Source organism: Dactylosporangium sp. NPDC050588 (genome assembly GCF_040654975.1).
Classification (GTDB): Bacteria; Actinomycetota; Actinomycetes; order Mycobacteriales; family Micromonosporaceae; genus Dactylosporangium; species Dactylosporangium maewongense.
In genome coordinates this window covers 1-15,208 of the sequence record NZ_JBFAJA010000121.1, presented here as the reverse complement: position 1 = coordinate 15,208, position 15,208 = coordinate 1, and the positions used below count along the sequence as shown (strand labels likewise).

Annotated in this window: 16 protein-coding genes and 2 pseudogenes; 7 read left to right on the top strand and 11 right to left on the bottom strand. The window is 69.9% G+C overall.

Going from position 1 to position 15,208, the window contains the following annotated elements; genetic code table 11:
• Nucleotides 1-35 precede the first annotated feature (35 nt).
• Nucleotides 36-1,262 carry a sensor domain-containing protein gene (locus tag AB0I21_RS51610; RefSeq protein WP_360572458.1) on the top strand — a complete coding sequence of 409 codons (1,227 nt, stop codon included), beginning with the start codon at nt 36-38 and terminating at the stop codon, nt 1,260-1,262.
• A 17-nt stretch (nt 1,263-1,279) separates the two neighbouring features.
• Nucleotides 1,280-1,921, top strand: coding sequence for a response regulator transcription factor (locus tag AB0I21_RS51605; RefSeq protein WP_360572489.1), 642 nt, complete (start codon nt 1,280-1,282; stop codon nt 1,919-1,921).
• A gap of 7 nt (nt 1,922-1,928) precedes the next feature.
• Here the strand turns inward: AB0I21_RS51605 and AB0I21_RS51600 are convergent, their stop codons facing one another.
• The 7 genes and pseudogenes from AB0I21_RS51600 to AB0I21_RS51570 all read right to left on the bottom strand — a co-directional run bounded on the left by AB0I21_RS51600 (nt 1,929) and on the right by AB0I21_RS51570 (nt 8,461).
• On the bottom strand, nt 1,929-2,129 hold the full coding sequence (locus tag AB0I21_RS51600) for a hypothetical protein (protein ID WP_360572456.1): 201 nt from the start codon (nt 2,127-2,129) through the stop codon (nt 1,929-1,931).
• A gap of 49 nt (nt 2,130-2,178) precedes the next feature.
• On the bottom strand, nt 2,179-3,276 hold the full coding sequence (locus AB0I21_RS51595) for a DUF418 domain-containing protein (protein ID WP_360572455.1): 1,098 nt from the start codon (nt 3,274-3,276) through the stop codon (nt 2,179-2,181).
• Nucleotides 3,277-3,510: 234 nt separating this feature from the next.
• Nucleotides 3,511-3,834 (bottom strand): hypothetical protein, encoded by a 324-nt coding sequence (locus AB0I21_RS51590; RefSeq protein WP_360572453.1) that lies wholly within the window; start codon nt 3,832-3,834, stop codon nt 3,511-3,513.
• A gap of 146 nt (nt 3,835-3,980) precedes the next feature.
• Nucleotides 3,981-4,509, bottom strand: a pseudogene (locus tag AB0I21_RS51585) (ATP-binding cassette domain-containing protein); the annotation flags it as partial.
• Between the two features lie 3 nt (nt 4,510-4,512).
• The gene (locus AB0I21_RS51580; RefSeq protein WP_360572451.1) at nt 4,513-7,212 is read right to left on the bottom strand and encodes an FtsX-like permease family protein; all 2,700 of its coding nucleotides are present in this window, start codon (nt 7,210-7,212) and stop codon (nt 4,513-4,515) included.
• Between the two features lie 44 nt (nt 7,213-7,256).
• Nucleotides 7,257-7,814: a WYL domain-containing protein gene (locus tag AB0I21_RS51575; RefSeq protein WP_360572487.1), complete on the bottom strand. Its 558-nt coding sequence runs from the start codon at nt 7,812-7,814 to the stop codon at nt 7,257-7,259.
• Between the two features lie 380 nt (nt 7,815-8,194).
• Nucleotides 8,195-8,461, bottom strand: a complete 267-nt coding sequence (locus AB0I21_RS51570; protein ID WP_360572449.1) for a Prokaryotic metallothionein — start codon at nt 8,459-8,461, stop codon at nt 8,195-8,197.
• 375 nt (nt 8,462-8,836) lie between these two features.
• On the opposite strand from AB0I21_RS51570, the gene AB0I21_RS51565 reads away from it, so the two are divergent.
• From AB0I21_RS51565 to AB0I21_RS51555, 3 genes are all read left to right on the top strand, one after another.
• On the top strand, nt 8,837-9,040 hold the full coding sequence (locus AB0I21_RS51565) for a cold-shock protein (RefSeq protein ID WP_360572447.1): 204 nt from the start codon (nt 8,837-8,839) through the stop codon (nt 9,038-9,040).
• An 85-nt stretch (nt 9,041-9,125) separates the two neighbouring features.
• The gene (locus AB0I21_RS51560; RefSeq protein ID WP_360572445.1) at nt 9,126-10,151 is read left to right on the top strand and encodes an acyl-CoA desaturase; all 1,026 of its coding nucleotides are present in this window, start codon (nt 9,126-9,128) and stop codon (nt 10,149-10,151) included.
• Nucleotides 10,152-10,201: 50 nt separating this feature from the next.
• A complete protein-coding gene (locus AB0I21_RS51555) occupies nt 10,202-10,870 on the top strand; it encodes a 50S ribosomal protein L11 methyltransferase (RefSeq protein ID WP_360572485.1) in 669 nt (222 codons plus the stop codon).
• Here AB0I21_RS51555 and AB0I21_RS51550 read toward each other — a convergent pair.
• Nucleotides 10,787-11,507, bottom strand: a pseudogene (locus AB0I21_RS51550) (C-terminal helicase domain-containing protein); the annotation flags it as partial. The gene AB0I21_RS51555 and the pseudogene AB0I21_RS51550 sit on opposite strands and share 84 nt — an antisense overlap.
• Nucleotides 11,508-11,958: 451 nt before the next feature.
• Between AB0I21_RS51550 and AB0I21_RS51545 the strand changes: the two are divergent.
• Nucleotides 11,959-12,291, top strand: a complete 333-nt coding sequence (locus AB0I21_RS51545) for a hypothetical protein (RefSeq protein ID WP_360572443.1) — start codon at nt 11,959-11,961, stop codon at nt 12,289-12,291.
• Between the two features lie 228 nt (nt 12,292-12,519).
• On the opposite strand, the gene AB0I21_RS51540 is transcribed toward AB0I21_RS51545, so the two are convergent.
• The 3 genes from AB0I21_RS51540 to AB0I21_RS51530 all read right to left on the bottom strand — a co-directional run bounded on the left by AB0I21_RS51540 (nt 12,520) and on the right by AB0I21_RS51530 (nt 13,820).
• The gene (locus AB0I21_RS51540) at nt 12,520-12,723 is read right to left on the bottom strand and encodes a cold-shock protein (RefSeq protein WP_360572441.1); all 204 of its coding nucleotides are present in this window, start codon (nt 12,721-12,723) and stop codon (nt 12,520-12,522) included.
• 314 nt (nt 12,724-13,037) lie between these two features.
• Nucleotides 13,038-13,220, bottom strand: coding sequence for an antitoxin (locus AB0I21_RS51535; protein WP_360572439.1), 183 nt, complete (start codon nt 13,218-13,220; stop codon nt 13,038-13,040).
• Between the two features lie 381 nt (nt 13,221-13,601).
• Nucleotides 13,602-13,820, bottom strand: a complete 219-nt coding sequence (locus tag AB0I21_RS51530; protein WP_360572437.1) for a hypothetical protein — start codon at nt 13,818-13,820, stop codon at nt 13,602-13,604.
• Nucleotides 13,821-14,482: 662 nt separating this feature from the next.
• On the opposite strand from AB0I21_RS51530, the gene AB0I21_RS51525 reads away from it, so the two are divergent.
• Entirely contained in the window at nt 14,483-14,755 is a 273-nt protein-coding gene (locus AB0I21_RS51525) for an adhesin (protein ID WP_360572435.1), read from the top strand.
• The last annotated feature ends 453 nt before the right edge of the window (nt 14,756-15,208 follow it).

The following is a 15,208-nucleotide window of genomic DNA, read 5'->3' as shown; positions in this document are numbered from 1 at the left end:
CCCCACGCGGCCGATGTGATCCGTAGGGTTGGCATATGAGCGACGCCTGGACGGCTGTACGCGGACGCCCCGCACGGTTCCTGGCGTCGGCGTGGCCGTGGCGCTCTCTGGCGTACGTGGGCGGCACCGTGCCCATCGGCCTCGTCTGGCTGATCCTCCTGCTTGTGGTGCTCTGCGTGGGCGTGGCCACGATCGTCGTGGTCGCGGGACTGTTTGTGCTCGCCGGCGTTCCGACGCTCGCCCACCTCGCCGCCGCGGGTGAGCGGCGCCGGCTCCGGCTGATGTTCCCCGGGCGGCCAGTGGGCCGGCCACATCCGCTGCGCGACCGGGACCAGGGCCGCGTGTCCTGGCCGGAGGCGGGCGTCACGGTCCTGCTGGCGACGGTGTTCTGGCTCGTGGACGCCGTGGTGGTGGTGATGCTGTCGGCTCCGGTCGTGCTGCTCCTCGCTCCGGTGCTGGTCCGTTACGACGTGGTCGACGTCGCCGGGTGGCGGGTCGACAACACTGGTGAGGCGTGGGCTGCGGTGGCCGCCGGACTCGGCACGCTGGTCCTGCTGGCATACGTGGTCACCGCGCTGGCCTGCGGCCAGGCGGCGTTGGTGCGGCACCTGCTGGACCCGCCCGACGCCCGGCTGGCCGAGGCGGTCCAGCAGCTGCGCCGCTCCAGAAGCGGGCTGGTCGACGCGTTCGAAACCGAGCGCCGCCGGATCGAGCGCGATCTCCACGACGGCGTCCAGCAGCGCCTCGTCGCGCTGACCATGACACTGGGTAGCGCCGAACTGGACCTGCCCGACGGCCCCGGCCTTGACCTCGTCCGCGAGGCGCACCACCAGGCCGAGCAGGCCCTCGCTGACCTGCGCACCACGATCCGGGGCATCCACCCCCAGGTGCTGACCGACCACGGCCTCGCTGCGGCCGTCCACGAGATCGCCGGCCGGTCACCCGTACCGGTCTACCTCGATCTCGCCCTGAACGGCAGGCTCCCGCCCGCGGTCGAGGCCGCGGCCTACTTCTTCGTCAGCGAAAACCTCACCAACGTTGCCCGCCACGCCCGGGCCCGATCGGCACAGGTGCACGCGTGGACCGAGGACGACGCACTGATCGTCTCGGTCGTCGACGACGGCGTGGGCGGCGCCGACCCGCAGGCCGGCACCGGCCTCGCCGGACTGCGGGCCCGGCTCGACGCCCTCGACGGCGACCTGCGCATCACCAGCCCCGCCGGCGGCCCGACCCAGGTGAGGATGACGTGCCCGATCCGCTGACGCCGCGGCCGAAGGCGCTGCGGATCGTGGTCGCCGAGGACGCGGCCCTGCTCCGAGAAGGGCTGGTGCGGATCCTCGAACGCGCCGGGCACGAGGTCGTCGCGGTCGTCGCCGATGCGCAGGCCCTGCTCACGTACGCGGGCAACTGCCGCCCCGACCTCGTCGTCACCGACATCCGCATGCCACCCACCCACACCGACGAGGGACTGCGCGCGGCGGCGACAATCCGGGCAGCTCATCCCGGCATCGGGATCATGTTGCTGTCGGCCTATGTCGCCGACGCCTACGTCGGCGAACTGCTCGACTCCACCCCCGGTGGGGGCATCGGCTACCTGCTCAAGGACCGGGTCGGCCACGTACGCGACTTCCTCGACAGCATCGACCGTGTCGCGGCGGGCGGCACGGTCATCGACGCCGAGGTTGTCCGCCAACTCGTCGGCCATCGGCACGCCGACGGTCCACTCGCGGGCCTCACCGAACGCGAACGCGAGGTTCTCGCGCTCATGGCCGAAGGCCACACCAACCACGCGATCGCCGGCAAGCTGTTCGTGAGCGAGGCGGCGGTGCGCAAGCACGTCGGCAACATCTTCGCCAAGCTGCCGCTCGACCCGCATTCAGATCGCCGAGTCTCGGCCGTTCTCACCTACCTGCGCGGCTGACCGAGCGTCACATCGCGCGGCCTACTGGAATCGAATCAAGGCGGCCTTCTTTCACGTCGACCTCCCCTTTGTGGCGATCCAAGTTTCGCCAGGTGGCGTGTACCCGGCGCACCGGAGACATCCACATCTTTGGCCGCGCTGGTGCGGGCGAGGAACACAAGCCAGCCGGGATACCGCAGAACACGAGGTAGATCAGACGCAGCAGCATGCGTCATGATGCTGCCCGACGGCATGGCCGGACGCTGCATCTGCCCATGTCAACCACGGTGACGGGCTTTTGGGACCCCGACGGGTCCGTAGGTGACACGTCGGACGAGCGCTTCGAACGGTCCGCGGTGGCCGGCGTGGCGCATACGATCGGCGAGGACCACTGTCACGATCCAGGTTCCCGTTGCGAGCAGCGCCGTGCCGGCGACGCCCAGGGTGCCGGAGAGGTCGAGCAGGAAGGGCGTGAAGGCGACGGCCCAGATCACCGACTGCATCAGGTAGCAGGTCATCGACCGTTGGCCCGCGGCGGCGATCGCGTCGGTGACCGGCCGTCGGCGGTCGCGGAGCCAGGCCGCGATCAGCGCCAGCAGGGCGGCATAACCGAAGCCGCCCAGCGTCCCGGTCGTGTCGTGCAGGGAGCCCAGCAGCTGGAGGGTCGGTTGATTCGGCGGCATCACCACGCCGGCGAGCATCAGCGAGACCGGCTGAGCGCCGAGCACCGCGGCACCGATGCCGATCGACGCTGTGACGCCCAGAAGCATGCGGTGCCGCTCCGGGTGCTCGAGGATGCGCCGGCGGCCCGCCCACAACCCCACCATGAACGGGCACATGAAGCCCAGCGGGCCGAGGGACGCCACGAAGAGCGCCACCAGAACTCGTTCGGCCACCATGGTGCCCGCGTCCGGCGGGAGCATTGCGGCGTCGGGTCCGGCCAGGCTGATGACGAGCGAGTCGTCGCTCGGCAGGGAGGTGAGCACGAAGAACGCGATCGCTGTCAGTACCAGCCAGCGGTCGTGCCAGCGCACCGCCCATGCCCCCAGGAACAACAGCACCCCGTAGGCCGCGAGGATGTCACCGACGTAGAACAGCAGCGCGTCCAGCAGACCCACGACCACGAGTGCAGCGCTGCGCCGCCATAACAGCCGGCGCACCGCGCGAGGTCTCGATACCTCGTGACGGCGAACGATCTGGGCGACGCCGTACCCGAACAGCAGCCCGAACATCGGGAACGCACGGCCGTCGACGAAGGTCGAGATCAGCCAGGTGACGGCCGCGTCGAGACCCGGTCCGTTCTGCGGGTAGCCACCCAACACCGATGGGCCGGTCAGGAAGTAGTGCGAGTTGGCCAGCGCGATGAACAGCAGCATGAACCCACGCGCCAGGTCTGGCGCCAGAGCGCGGGCCGCGGGAGTAGTCGGCCCGGGTGATCGCGTGGGCACGTCGGCTGTCATGCGGTCACCGTATGGGCCGATGACCGGGCTCCGCAGTCGCCGAAAGTAGATCCTGAAGCATGCCATCGCACCCCCTGGCGTCGCCATTGGTCGCTGGTGGCCGGGCTGACCTCAGGGCCTTTGCAAGGTAGGTATTCCACCGCTTTTGCGCTATGGCAGTAGGCCGAGGACCTGCAGCGGTCGGCGGGGGTCTCTGGCGTTGGCGCGGAGGGCTCGGGCGATCGTGGTGGTGCCGGCCAGTCGGAGCACGCTGACCGCGACGTTGCGGAGGGTGGCCATGGCTCGTGGGGCGTTGCCTGTGCGGATCTGGCTGGCGTCCTCGGCGAAGGTCACGTCACGCACGTGGTGGAGTACTTCGATGGTCCAGTGTCCACGCAGCCAGTCGGCCGGTTCGGCTGGTGTGGCCTGGCCGGCGGTGAGGTTGGTGACGGCGTAGACGGTGACGGTCGACCAGCGGCCGGTGGTCAGGTTCATGCGGCGCCGGCGCACCCGGATGGCTTGCACGGCGTGCGGGAAGTCCAGGCCGATCGCCGGGGCGATGGTGAAGACCTGCAGACGGCGGATGTCGTAGCGGCCGTGGCCGCGGGTGTGGATCTCGTCGCTGACCAGGACCTTGCTCCGTCGAGGTTGCCGGTCGGCTCGTCTGCGAGCAGTAGTCTCGGCTCGGCCGATGAGCGCGCGTGCGATCGCCACCCGCTGCTGCTGGCCGCCGGACAGCTGAGCCGGCAGCGCTCGCTCCCGCCAGGCGAGGCCGACCGCGTCAAAGTAGGTCCCGTGCGCGTGCGCGCTTGTCGAAGCCGACCCGGAAGGGCAAGACCGGCGCGATGACGTTGTCCAGGGCCGTCAGGGCGGGCGGTAGATGGTACCGCTGGAGAACGAATCCGACCGTCCGGCGATACTCGCTCAGCTGCTTGCGCCGCAGCGCCGTCGCCTCGACTCCGTCCACCACGATCGTGCCGTTGTCCGGTGCCTCGATGGCGCCGATGAGGTGCAGCAGTGTCGATTTGCCAGACCCGCTCGGCCCGGTGATCGCGGTGCAGCTCCCGCCGGCGATTCCACGATGAGGTCGTCGGCCGCGATGATCTCCTGGGCACCGGTGTGGAGCCGCTTCGTGAGTCCGGAGATGGTCAGTGCGGCACCTGTTGGCATCGGTCACTCCTCGGCGAGCAGTCGGGCGGTCGGGATGCGCTGGACGAGCAGGGCGGGTACGAGCGCGGCGGCGGTGGCCGACAGCGCGCCGGCCACGATGGCGGCGACCGCGGTGACGACGAGGCCAGGGGCGATGTCGCCGACCAGCCAGGCGGCCCCGACGAGACCCAGGCCGGCACCGAACGCGCCGCCGAGCACGCCGATGCCGAAGCCTTCGGCGGCGATCAGTCGCGCCAGCGCTGCGGCGGTCCAGCCGAGCGCGCGCAGTGTCGCCAGCTCGGCGGCGCGGTCGCGGATGTTGAGGTACAGCACGTCGGCGACGGCGAACGCGCCCAGCAGTACCGTCGCCACCACGGCGATCGTGTCGACCGTCCGGACCTGGAGCGACACCGCGTCGCCGAGCAGCGTTCCGACGATCGCACCGTGGAAGGCGAACGTGACCGCGCCCAGCAGCGTGGCCGCGGTGGTACCGATCGCCAGTGCCGATGCCCCGAGCAACGTCCGCCCCGGCACTCTGAGCAGGTTCGCCAGCCCGAGCGTGAGCGGACCGCGTGGACTTCCGGTCCGGCGGAGGAGTGCCACGGCGGGACGCAGCCCGCGGGCCGGTCGCATCCGTGCCGCGTTCGCCGCCGGCACGGCGCCGGCGAGCAGCGCAAGCGCGAGGGCGATCGGTACGGCGAGCAGCGCCTGCGACCACGTCACGCGAATGTCGAGCAGCAGCCCGAGTGGCGCGGCCAGCAACACCGTGCCAGCCCCGGCGACCAGGCCGATTGCGGCGACCTCGCCGAGCACCGCGGTGAAGACCTGGCGGGCCGGCCAGCCAAGTGCGGTGAGCGTGGACAGTTCGGCACGCCGGTCGCGGACCCCGGCGGCGACCGCGTTGGTCAGAAACAACGCGCACACGACCAGTACCAGTGCGAACAACACGACGCTCTTGCGGTCAACGGCGCTGACGATGGCCGCGGCGACACCCTTGTGCGTCCAGGGCTCGGTGACCCGCAGTTCGGGTCGTTGGTACTTGCCTGCGGCCAGCGTCACCGTCTGCGGCGCCGGCGACGATCCGTAGGCGATGTCTACATCGAGCCCGGTCGCTGCGGCAATCTGCTCTGCGACGATCCGGACCCGCTCGCGGGAGGTCGACGTGAAGCCTTGCACCCCGGCGACCCGTACGCGAACGGCGCTGATCGGAGCGTCCTTGTTGGGCGCGTCGGTTTCCCGCAGGGTCTCGGCCAGTGCCTCCAGCGTGGTGAGCAGCATCGGCGGGGAGGAGAGGTAGCCGGCCGGGTTGCCGTCGGGTCGTAGTGCCTGGTCGCTGAGCAGGTCGCGGGTGCGCTGGTCGGCGCCGACGGCCTCGGGCGCCTGGTAGGTCTCCAACGACACGCGGCTGAGCGGGTCGAACGTGGCGAGCTTGCGCGGGTCGAACGTTCCCACCACTTCGGTGCTGTGGAAGACGCTTGGGCCGTTGTTCCAGTTGACCTGGTCGATCGCCCGGAACGCGGTGTCGTCGATCTGCCACGGCACGGCGATCCCGTGCACCGACGGCGTGCGCCACGCATCCGGGTCGGCGTCGACGGTCTCGGCGATCAGCGTGCCGTCCGGGGCGGTGCGGTACCGCACGCCACCGACCTGCATGAACTGAATGAGGTCGGGCGGGTAGCCACGCTCGGCGAGCGTGTCCGTGAATGCCTGCTCGGCGGTGAAGCTGCGGGTGGCCAACTGCTGGCCGGATAGGCCGTCGAGCATCGCGAGCGCGTCCTGGGCCGACGATCCCGGCGGCGGTCGGTCGAGCGCCGTCCGGGTCATCGTGACGGTCGCGCTGTTGTCCGGGTACGCCTGGTCCGTCGCGATGACCGGCAGGACCCTGTTGATGCTGTCGGACCTCGTCCGGTCGGTGCTGTCGAGATATCGGCCGCCGGTGAGCGCCTGGCGCAGCCCGACCAGCCGCTCCTCGGCGGCGGGGTCGATGCCGGCGACGAGCAGCGGCACGTGCCAGGTGAGGCGGGCGACCGCCCGGTCGGAGGCCGGCGCCGGAGGGTGCTGCTCGAACCGGCCGTCCCGGGTCAGCCGCAGGACCTGCACGTCGGTGTAGTCGCGGTCGGTCATCAGGTCGGACATGACCGCCCGGGTCACCCAGATGCAGATCGGCGCGCCGTCCTCCAGCACCGCGAAGCCGCCGCACAGTTGATCGACGGGAAGCACCTCGCCGCCGGTGAACCGGACCGTCGTCCCGCGGTTCTCGAGCACGGGCCAGGAGATCTCGTGCCTGGTGACATAGACGAACAGCGGGCGGGCGGTCACGGTGGAAAGCCCCCGGTCGGCGAGGAACGTGCGGTCGAGCCGGATCACCTGCCGGTCGAGGTTCTTGTCGATCAGGTCGGTGATGTCGACGTCGACGGTGATCCCCGCGTTGGCATAGCCGGCCATCGCGATCGGCGCGGCGACCTCTACTCCAGGCACCGTGGCGACCTTGTCGACGTCGTCGAATGTGAGTCCGCCGTAGATGCCGGACAGCGAGTTGGGCCGGATGAGGGCGCGTTCGTTCTCCAGCACCGTCCGGGTGCCCTTGGGTCGGACCAGGATCTCGTAGGCGGCTTTGGCGGTGCTGTCGACCTCGCCGGTGACCTCCAGCCGCGCGGTGTCGGTGGCGCCGGTAAGCACGGTGAATCCGGTGGTCGCGGTGAGCACGCCTAGCAGGAGTGCCACCGACCTCGCCGCGCGCCCTCGCAGTGAAGCCCAGATGAAGGAGATCACGGCACTACTCTGTCGCAATGCATTGTGACAATGCAAGAGGCGGGTACAGTCCGGGTCATCGCCCGGATCGTTGCGGTGATGCGTGCGACCAGTTCGGGAGGGGCGAGTGCCTGCGCGTCCGCGCCGGGCCGGAGCAAGCTCGCAGCGGCGTGGTCCACACTTTCCAGCGGGATGGTGACGCATCGCCAGCCGTCCGGGTCGGCGGGTGTGAGGGTGCACGCTGCCAGCCGGCCGGCCCTCGGGCCGAGGATGTCGGGTAGGGCGGCGATCCCCGCGGGCGAGAGGCGCACCACGGCGGCCTCGGCCGTTTCGGCCTGCTCGTACCGTTCGACGTGTGCGTGCCAGAACTCGGTCAGGTCGAAGCCGTCGGGGCGGGTGAATTTCTCCGGTAGCCGCCGCAGTTCGACGATGGCGGAGACCCGATAGGTGCGCGGCTCGCCGCGCCCGGCGGCGACGAGATACCAGACTCCCGCCTTGAGGACGAGTCCCAGCGGATGCAGCCGCCGGCCGACCACGGCCGGCCGAGGGGCCCAGCGACGGTATCGGACCTCGATGACCTGGTCTGCCGGAGCGCCTCCGCGACGGCGAGCAGGTGCGGCACCGCGTCCGGCTCCCGGTACAGCCGGGCGCGTCGAGGTGGAATCGCTGCCGGATCCGTATCGACGCCTCCCGGTACGGGGTGGGCAGCGCCGCCGTCAACTTGAGTTCGGCGGCGGCCACCTGGGCGCCGAGTCCCAGCTCGGCGGCCGGCTGAGGGCGACCTGGCCGACGTTGCGCACGCCCGACTGGTGGACAGCGACTCGAACGAAGCGGACGAACCGGCGCAGGTGCCCGACGCGGTTCGGGCCGGCCGCGGCGGCAGCGATCGTGAAGGCCGAGCCGGCATCATGCCCCGATCGCCTGGTATGTGACGTACCGTCGGTGGGGAAGCGGGTCAGACTCGGCTGGCCGGTGCACCCACACTGTCGCGGAGATGGGCACCCGCCGTCGCCTCGGCCGTTCGTGCGCAGTGCGCGCAGCAGTAGAGCCGACTCGACACCGACACGCCGTGGCCGACAATGCGACAGCCGCAGTGCTTGCAGACCGGCGCCAGCCGGTGGATCGCGCACTCGAAGGAATCGAAGGCGTACACGGCACCATCAGCGGTGCAAACCTGGAAGGTCTTGGAGTAGTCGTTGCCGCAGGCTTCGCAAACTGCCATGGTGGCAGCTTGCGCCCCCGGTACGCCGGCGGCAACCGAAACGGCGAATTGTCGCCTTGACCGGGCGAGCCGTCGAAGCGTCCTCCCATCACAGGAGCGGCCGGTGGGCGACGGTCGACTCGGTTGGGCGCGCCGCCTCCGCTACCGCAATTTCTGGAGAATGACTTGCTTCCAGCTTGGACCCGCCCGGGCCTGCTACGGTGTGCCCCGTTGCAGTTGTGATTTCCGAATACTTTGCCAGCGCCTGGTGGGTGTCTGATCCCCCTGGGCGCTCTGTGTTTTCCGGTCATCTCCGGGGGCGGGCGATCAACACCGCGACGCCTGGGCCCGCACGGTGTGGGTCCCGGATGCAGGGCAGCCTTCGAAGGAGAAGACATGACTGTCGGTACTGTGAAGTGGTTCAACGCGGACAAGGGCTTCGGGTTCATCACCCCGGACGGCGGCGGCGCGGACCTGTTCGCCCACTACTCGGCGATCGTCTCGAGCGGCTTCCGCAGCCTGGAAGAGAACCAGCGGGTCGAGTTCGACATCACGCAGGGCGCCAAGGGCCCGCAGGCCACGAACATCCGCGTCATCTGAACTCACCGCCGGCCACGTGCCCGCCGCCGCTCGGCGGTCGGGCACGGGTCGGCGTCTGCGCAGCACCCGCCCGGAGGAGTCGCCCATGTCCACAGCGTCGACGCAAGCCCGCACCGGAAGCCCGTACGCACATTTGCTGCACCAGATCCGCGGCGCCGGACTGCTGGAGCGCCGCACCGGTTACTACATCTGGAAGATCACCCTCACCGGTCTGCTGTTCGTGGCCGGCTGGACGGCCTTCGGGCTCATCGGGGACTCGTGGTGGGTCCTGATCGCCGCCGGCCTCCTCGCGTTCGTCTTCACCCAACTCGGGTTCCTCGGCCACGACGCCGGACACAAGCAGATCTTCGCGTCCCGGCGGGCGAACTACGTGCTCGGGCTGCTGCACGGCAACCTGGCCATCGGGCTGAGCTACGGCTGGTGGGTGGACAAGCACAACCGCCACCACGCCCACCCGAACACCGACGGCGCCGACCCCGACCTCGAGATCGGCGCGCTCGCGTTCACCTCCCGCCAGGCCGGCACCCGCGGCAGCGTCGCCGCGTTCGCGTACCGCTACCAGGCGTTCTTCTTCTTTCCGCTGCTCCTGCTGGAGGGCCTGAACCTGCGCGTGGCCAGCGTGCGCGCCCTACTGAGCCGCGCCGGGCGCCCCCGCGCGTGGGAGTCGATACTGTTCACCAGCCACGTCGTCGGCTACCTCGGCGCGGTCTTCTTGGTTCTTTCGCCGGTCCGCGCGATCGTGTTCATCCTCGTCCAGCAGGGCCTGTTCGGGCTCTACCTCGGGTGCAGCTTCGCGCCGAACCACAAGGGCATGGCCGTCCTCGCCGCCGGTGACCGCACCGACTTCCTGCGCCGCCAGGTGCTCACCTCGCGGAACGTGCGCGGCCACTGGCTGACCGACTTCATGCTTGGCGGCCTGAACTACCAGATCGAGCACCACCTGTTTCCCAGCATGCCCCGGTCGAACCTGCGCCGCGCGCAGACAATCGTTGAGTCGTTCTGCCGTCGGCACGGCCTTGCGTACTGTCAGACGAGCCTGTTCGACTCCTACGCCCAGGCGCTGCGCCACCTACACGCGGTCGGACGTACTCCGTACCCGGCTGGCGCCTGAGACCGGTCGCCCTGACCGGCGACCGTCCCTGAACGGAGCGTGTCTTGCACATGCCGACCGGCGCGCTGCTCGCGCCCTTCGTCGCGTCCAGCGCCGACGGGATCGACGGACTGCGCCTCGCGCGTCTTCCGTTCGTGCCCGAGACGCGCCTGTACCTGGCCGATGACGCGATCGTGTTTTGGGCCAGGTTGGAGGCGCAGGTCGGGCCGGGGCTCACGCCGTTCTGGGCGAACGCTTGGGCCGGTGGCCAGGCCCTCGCCCGGTACGTGCTGGACCACCCGCAGGTGGTGACCGGCCGGCGGGTGCTCGACGTGGCGTCCGGCTCAGGCCTGGTCGCCATCGCCGCGGCCAAGGCGGGCGCCGCTGAGGTGACCGCCAACGACATCGACCTCTACGCGCTGGCGGCCGTCACGATGAACGCCGCGGCCAACGCGGTCACCGTGACAGTGAACGAGGGCGACCTGCTCGACGGCGACGGCGGCGACGCCGACCTGATCCTCGCCGGTGACGCCTTCTACGACCCCGAACTGGCCGCGCGGATGCTCGGCTTCCTGCGCCGCGCCGCCGCCCGCCACGCGCGTGTCCTCGTCGGTGACCCCGGCCGCGGACACCTACCCCACTGGTGGCTGAAGGTACTAACCAGCTACCGGGTACGCGGCCTGGGCGCCGCCGAGGACGCTGAGCTCACCGAGGTCTCGGTGCTCGGCCTCGCCGGGTAGCGGACAGCGCCCACCGCTGCGACCGCCCGGCCGGGCCCGGGGCGGAGAAGGCCGCCGCGCCGGACCGCGCCGATGCGGATCGCGTCGAGGCGGTCGCCGGCGGCTTGCCGCCGCAGCGGCCTGGGCCGGCTGCGTCTCGCGCCGCGCGGCGGGCGACTGCAGCACCGGCGGCGGTGCCAACGTGCGCTTCCCGGGGGCGAGCTTGCGCAGCAGCGCGTGACCCGGGCTCAGGCGGGTGGTGGTCGCCGCGATGCCCGCTTTGCGCGTCAGCTCCCGCACCTCGGGCGCCTGGCCGTCGGTCATCGGCGTGACGACCGTGCCCGCCGCCGGCCCGGGCGGTGCGGCCCGAGCGGTGCAGATACGCCTTGTGCTCCGCCGGCGGGTCCGCATGTACGACCAGGGCCACGTCCTCGACGGCGATGCCCCGGGCGGCGATGTCGGTGGCGACCAGCGTGCGCACGTCGCCGTCGGAGAACGCCTGCAGGTTTCGGGTGCGCGCGGCCTGGGCCAGGTTGCCGTGCAGCTCCACGGCGGACGCACCGGCCGCGACCAGCCGCCGGGTGAGCATCTTCGCGCCCCGCTTGGTGCGCGTGAACACGACGGTCCGGCCCGGGGCGGCGGTCAGCTCGACCAGCACGCGGACGAGCGCGTCGGGCACACCGAGGTCGGCGAAGGTCGAGGACTTGAGCGCGGGCGGCGTGCCGCCATGAAGGCTCCGTACGTCAAGGGGACGTCCGGCCCGGGGCTGACCGTTTCGGCCGCGGCGCGTGGCGTCGGACATCGAACCGCGGCCAGCCATTGATGGGCGGACCGCGCCAGTTTACCTGAGCCCGCTACCGGACCCCGCTGCCGGCTGACGGCCGGTGAGCGGAGCCGCCTCGGCACAGGCCGATCAGGACGCCACGACCTGCCACCGGCACTGCCCGTCCATCCATGCCCCAGCCAGGATCTCCGCCGACTGCCCGGCCCGGGCACGGGTAGATCTTCGACCGGCCGCCACCGGTTCGGGCCTCAACCTCCCACGACTCGCCATCGGTATGGATGTACACGTCGCGACGCCCTCGCACGGAGCTGTCGCCGTCCCACCAATGACACTCGACTCTCACCCCTCGACCATAGAGCAGCAGGTCCGAGCCGGAACGTTGACGATCTTGAAATATCTGGCGATCACGCACGGCTCCAGTAGGGTTGTCGTCATGGCGGAGATTGTGCTGCGTGTCCGGCTGATCACCGGCGACCATCTGGATGTCGCGTACGAGGAGACCGGCACCGCCGACGTCGACGAGGTGGCCGAGCACGCGATCATCGCCCTCGCCGCCGACTCCGGCATGATCCGCGCTCACCACGGCGACCGCGTGATTGTCCTGTACGGGCGCGGCGTGGCGACCCTGGAACTGACACCTCGCGGTGCGGTCCTGTAGCTGTACGTCGTCGAGCCATCACGCCGGCGGGAAGGCCCCGTAGCGCGGTCCGGGTGGCGACATGCTGTGGCCGGACACCCTCGCGAGTGAATGGCAGACCGGTCAGGGACACGGCCGATGGCATCATCGATGCGCACTGGTCTGTTGGTCACGGCGGAGACGGATTGAGCGCCCGCACAGAGACTGTGCGGGCGCTCAATCTTCGCTGTGGTTCCTGCCGGGGGCCGGTCAGACGCCGCGGACGTTCTCCGCCTGCGGACCCTTCTGCCCCTGGGTCACCTCGTATTCAACCTTCTGGCCTTCCGCGAGCTCACGGTATCCACCGCTGGCGATGGCCGAGTAGTGGACGAAGACGTCCGCTCCTCCATCATCCTGCTGGATGAAGCCGAAGCCCTTTTCGGAATTGAACCACTTGACGGTACCGCGAGCCACACGTGCCTCCTGATGATAGTGGGAACCCCTCCGTCGCCAATCGCCAGCGACAAATTCCCACCCAAACCGACCATACCCCCCGGGGAGGAAGTCGCCGGCTCCCACCCGGACAACTGCGGACGGCCACCCTCCGGCCGTACGCCGGAGGGCACCCATGTGACGGTGTTGAACAGTTCGCACTGGCCCGGTTGCGGCCTTCGCCGTGAGCGGTGCACACCGGGACGTCACGGTGGCAGCCTGAGGCCGGACTGGACTCCATCGTCGGAGCGGCCGACTACCACCCACGCAACGATCTTCCGTCGATGGCTGATGCCCTACCTGGTCGTGTCGCCCTCTCCCGTGTGCTTCCTGGCCTCCTGTACGCCCTTGTCGATGTGTTCGGTGTACTTCTGGTCAGTGCGCTGGTCGGCCTGCTCGCCGGCCTTGTTCAAGCCCTTGTCGACACTGCGGTCGTGCTTGGTCAAGAGTTCCTTGGCCTTGTCCAGAAGCTTGCTCACGACAAGAGTCCTCTCCTCATCAACGGTGGAAGTCGACTCCCGCGACTGACGTCACGTGCGCCGGCGGCTCACGGCCAGCCGCAGTGTGAACTCCGTCCGCCCAGGGCGACTGCTCACTAGTGCTACCCCGGGATGCCTCGGCCATGCCCCGACGACGACGGCCAGGCTCACCCAGCTACGGCGGCGCGAAAGTCAGGTCACGGCGCCGAGCCGGGCACGACGAGCGGGGAGATACTCGCGCTGCCATGACGTGCCCACAATCGGTGTCGTGGCCACAGACGAGGGGCCGTCTGCCAGCCACAGTACGGCCGCACGGGGCTGAGCTACCTGGCGACCGGACGTGTTCACTCAGGCCGAGACGCGCGAATCCACTGTGGATGGTCAAGGAGTTCGATCAGCTGCGGCACAATCTCGCGGACGCCCATCGCGGCGCAGCCCATCGCGGGCAAGAGTCGGCGTGCGGTTCATCGCCGCGGCAAGGGCCCGGGTCGCACCCAGCTCATTCGTCAGCAGCACATCCGGAATCATCGCGCAGCTGCCGAGTCGCCGGTCCGCCGCCATGCGCCGTGGTGCGCTCTGGTAGGTGATCGCGATGATCATCAAGGTGGGGTTCGCCGGTGGCTGGGTGACTGCACCGGTACCCTCCTGACCGCCTTTGCTTATGCCGCAGGTCGCGCGTGCTGGCGGGAGGCTCGGTAGCCGCAGGCGTGTACCGGCCGATCGCCGCCCCGGCCACCCTCGCAATCATGCCGAGAGCATCATATTGGACACCAACGATATGATGGGCTCCCACCACCGGTCGCCGAAGTCGTCATGCCCCCAACGGTGGGCCGTCGCGTAAACGCGAACTTCGTCGATGCATGTGTCTTGGTTTGCCGCGAGGGCTGGCTCATGTCGCGATGTGAAGGTCCGTCCACGTGCCGGTGCCCAAATTCTGCCAGGCGTCGAGCGGGGCCGCGATCAGGCAGCGCTGTTTGCCGACGAGCGTCACGGCCTCCTAGAACTCCCTCTCGGCCGGATGTCACTCCATCGGAATGATCGGCCCTTTGATAATGGGCTCGAGGAGGCGCTCCGCAATGGCCAGCAGCGTTCGGCGTGTGCGCGATTCACTCGTACCTGCGTTTGACACATCCGGCAATCCGCGCAAGTCTGGGCTGGCAGGGCGGGCCCGCATCACATCCGCGGCGCCGCAGGGCGGGCTTGCTGCACAGCCGCGGCGCTGTGCCTCGCATTGCTGCCAAATCTGGAGGAGCAACTTCGTCATGGTTTTGCTGACCGACAACGCAGTGATGGCCATCCAGGCCCTTACCGCCCAGCCCGGCGCATCGGAGGGCGGCGGCCTGCGCATCGCCGCCGACGAACCCCGCGGGTCGCTGCGGCTGAGTCTGGCGTCCAGCCCGGCGCAGGACGATGCGGTTGTGGAGGCGTCCGGCGCCCGGCTGTTCCTGGACCAGACGGCCACCGAGGTGCTCAACGACAAGACGCTGGACGCCGGTGCCGACAACGAGGGGCAGATCGAGTTCACCGTAACGTAGCCGTCCGGCTGGCCAGCGACACCGCCGGCCAATTGCGCTCGAAGCTTCCTGAGGACCGTGGTCTTGGCGTCGGGCGGACGCGTCCAATCTCTTTGGCCCAGCCATGTGGATGATCGGTGTTACTAACCCAGTTCGCCGTCGTGTTCCTGGAAGGTTCCCGTGGGGCCATCGGGGCCAATGGTGGCCATGCGGACACGTTGCGTTGCGCTGATCTCGACTGGGCGGCCTTGGCCGAGGAGGATGTCCGGCCCGCCGTGGCTGATCTTCGGGCTTACGGGCTGACCGTCGATGGCGCCAAGGCGGCGAAGCTAGCGCGGAGGGTCAGCCGACGGTTCGGCCAGTGCCGCCGCTACCGCGAGGTTCTTGAACACACGCCCGGAGTGCGCTGGATACGTGCACCCTGGGTGAGTCTGCCGACCCATGGGGGGGGTGGGGGACCCGGCGCCGGCGCCG

What these genes read in the sequence shown, in the direction of transcription:
- AB0I21_RS51560 (WP_360572445.1), top strand. Translation starts at nt 9,126, where the DNA reads ATGTCCACAGCGTCGACGCAAGCCCGCACCGGAAGCCCGTACGCACAT.
- AB0I21_RS51610 (WP_360572458.1), top strand. Translation starts at nt 36, where the DNA reads ATGAGCGACGCCTGGACGGCTGTACGCGGACGCCCCGCACGGTTCCTG.
- AB0I21_RS51590 (WP_360572453.1), bottom strand. Translation starts at nt 3,834, where the DNA reads ATGAACCTGACCACCGGCCGCTGGTCGACCGTCACCGTCTACGCCGTC.
- AB0I21_RS51555 (WP_360572485.1), top strand. Translation starts at nt 10,202, where the DNA reads ATGCCGACCGGCGCGCTGCTCGCGCCCTTCGTCGCGTCCAGCGCCGAC.
- AB0I21_RS51565 (WP_360572447.1), top strand. Translation starts at nt 8,837, where the DNA reads ATGACTGTCGGTACTGTGAAGTGGTTCAACGCGGACAAGGGCTTCGGG.
- AB0I21_RS51545 (WP_360572443.1), top strand. Translation starts at nt 11,959, where the DNA reads ATGACACTCGACTCTCACCCCTCGACCATAGAGCAGCAGGTCCGAGCC.
- AB0I21_RS51525 (WP_360572435.1), top strand. Translation starts at nt 14,483, where the DNA reads ATGGTTTTGCTGACCGACAACGCAGTGATGGCCATCCAGGCCCTTACC.
- AB0I21_RS51595 (WP_360572455.1), bottom strand. Translation starts at nt 3,276, where the DNA reads ATGCTGCTGTTCATCGCGCTGGCCAACTCGCACTACTTCCTGACCGGC.
- AB0I21_RS51600 (WP_360572456.1), bottom strand. Translation starts at nt 2,129, where the DNA reads ATGCTGCTGCGTCTGATCTACCTCGTGTTCTGCGGTATCCCGGCTGGC.
- AB0I21_RS51530 (WP_360572437.1), bottom strand. Translation starts at nt 13,820, where the DNA reads ATGATCATCGCGATCACCTACCAGAGCGCACCACGGCGCATGGCGGCG.
- AB0I21_RS51570 (WP_360572449.1), bottom strand. Translation starts at nt 8,461, where the DNA reads ATGGCAGTTTGCGAAGCCTGCGGCAACGACTACTCCAAGACCTTCCAG.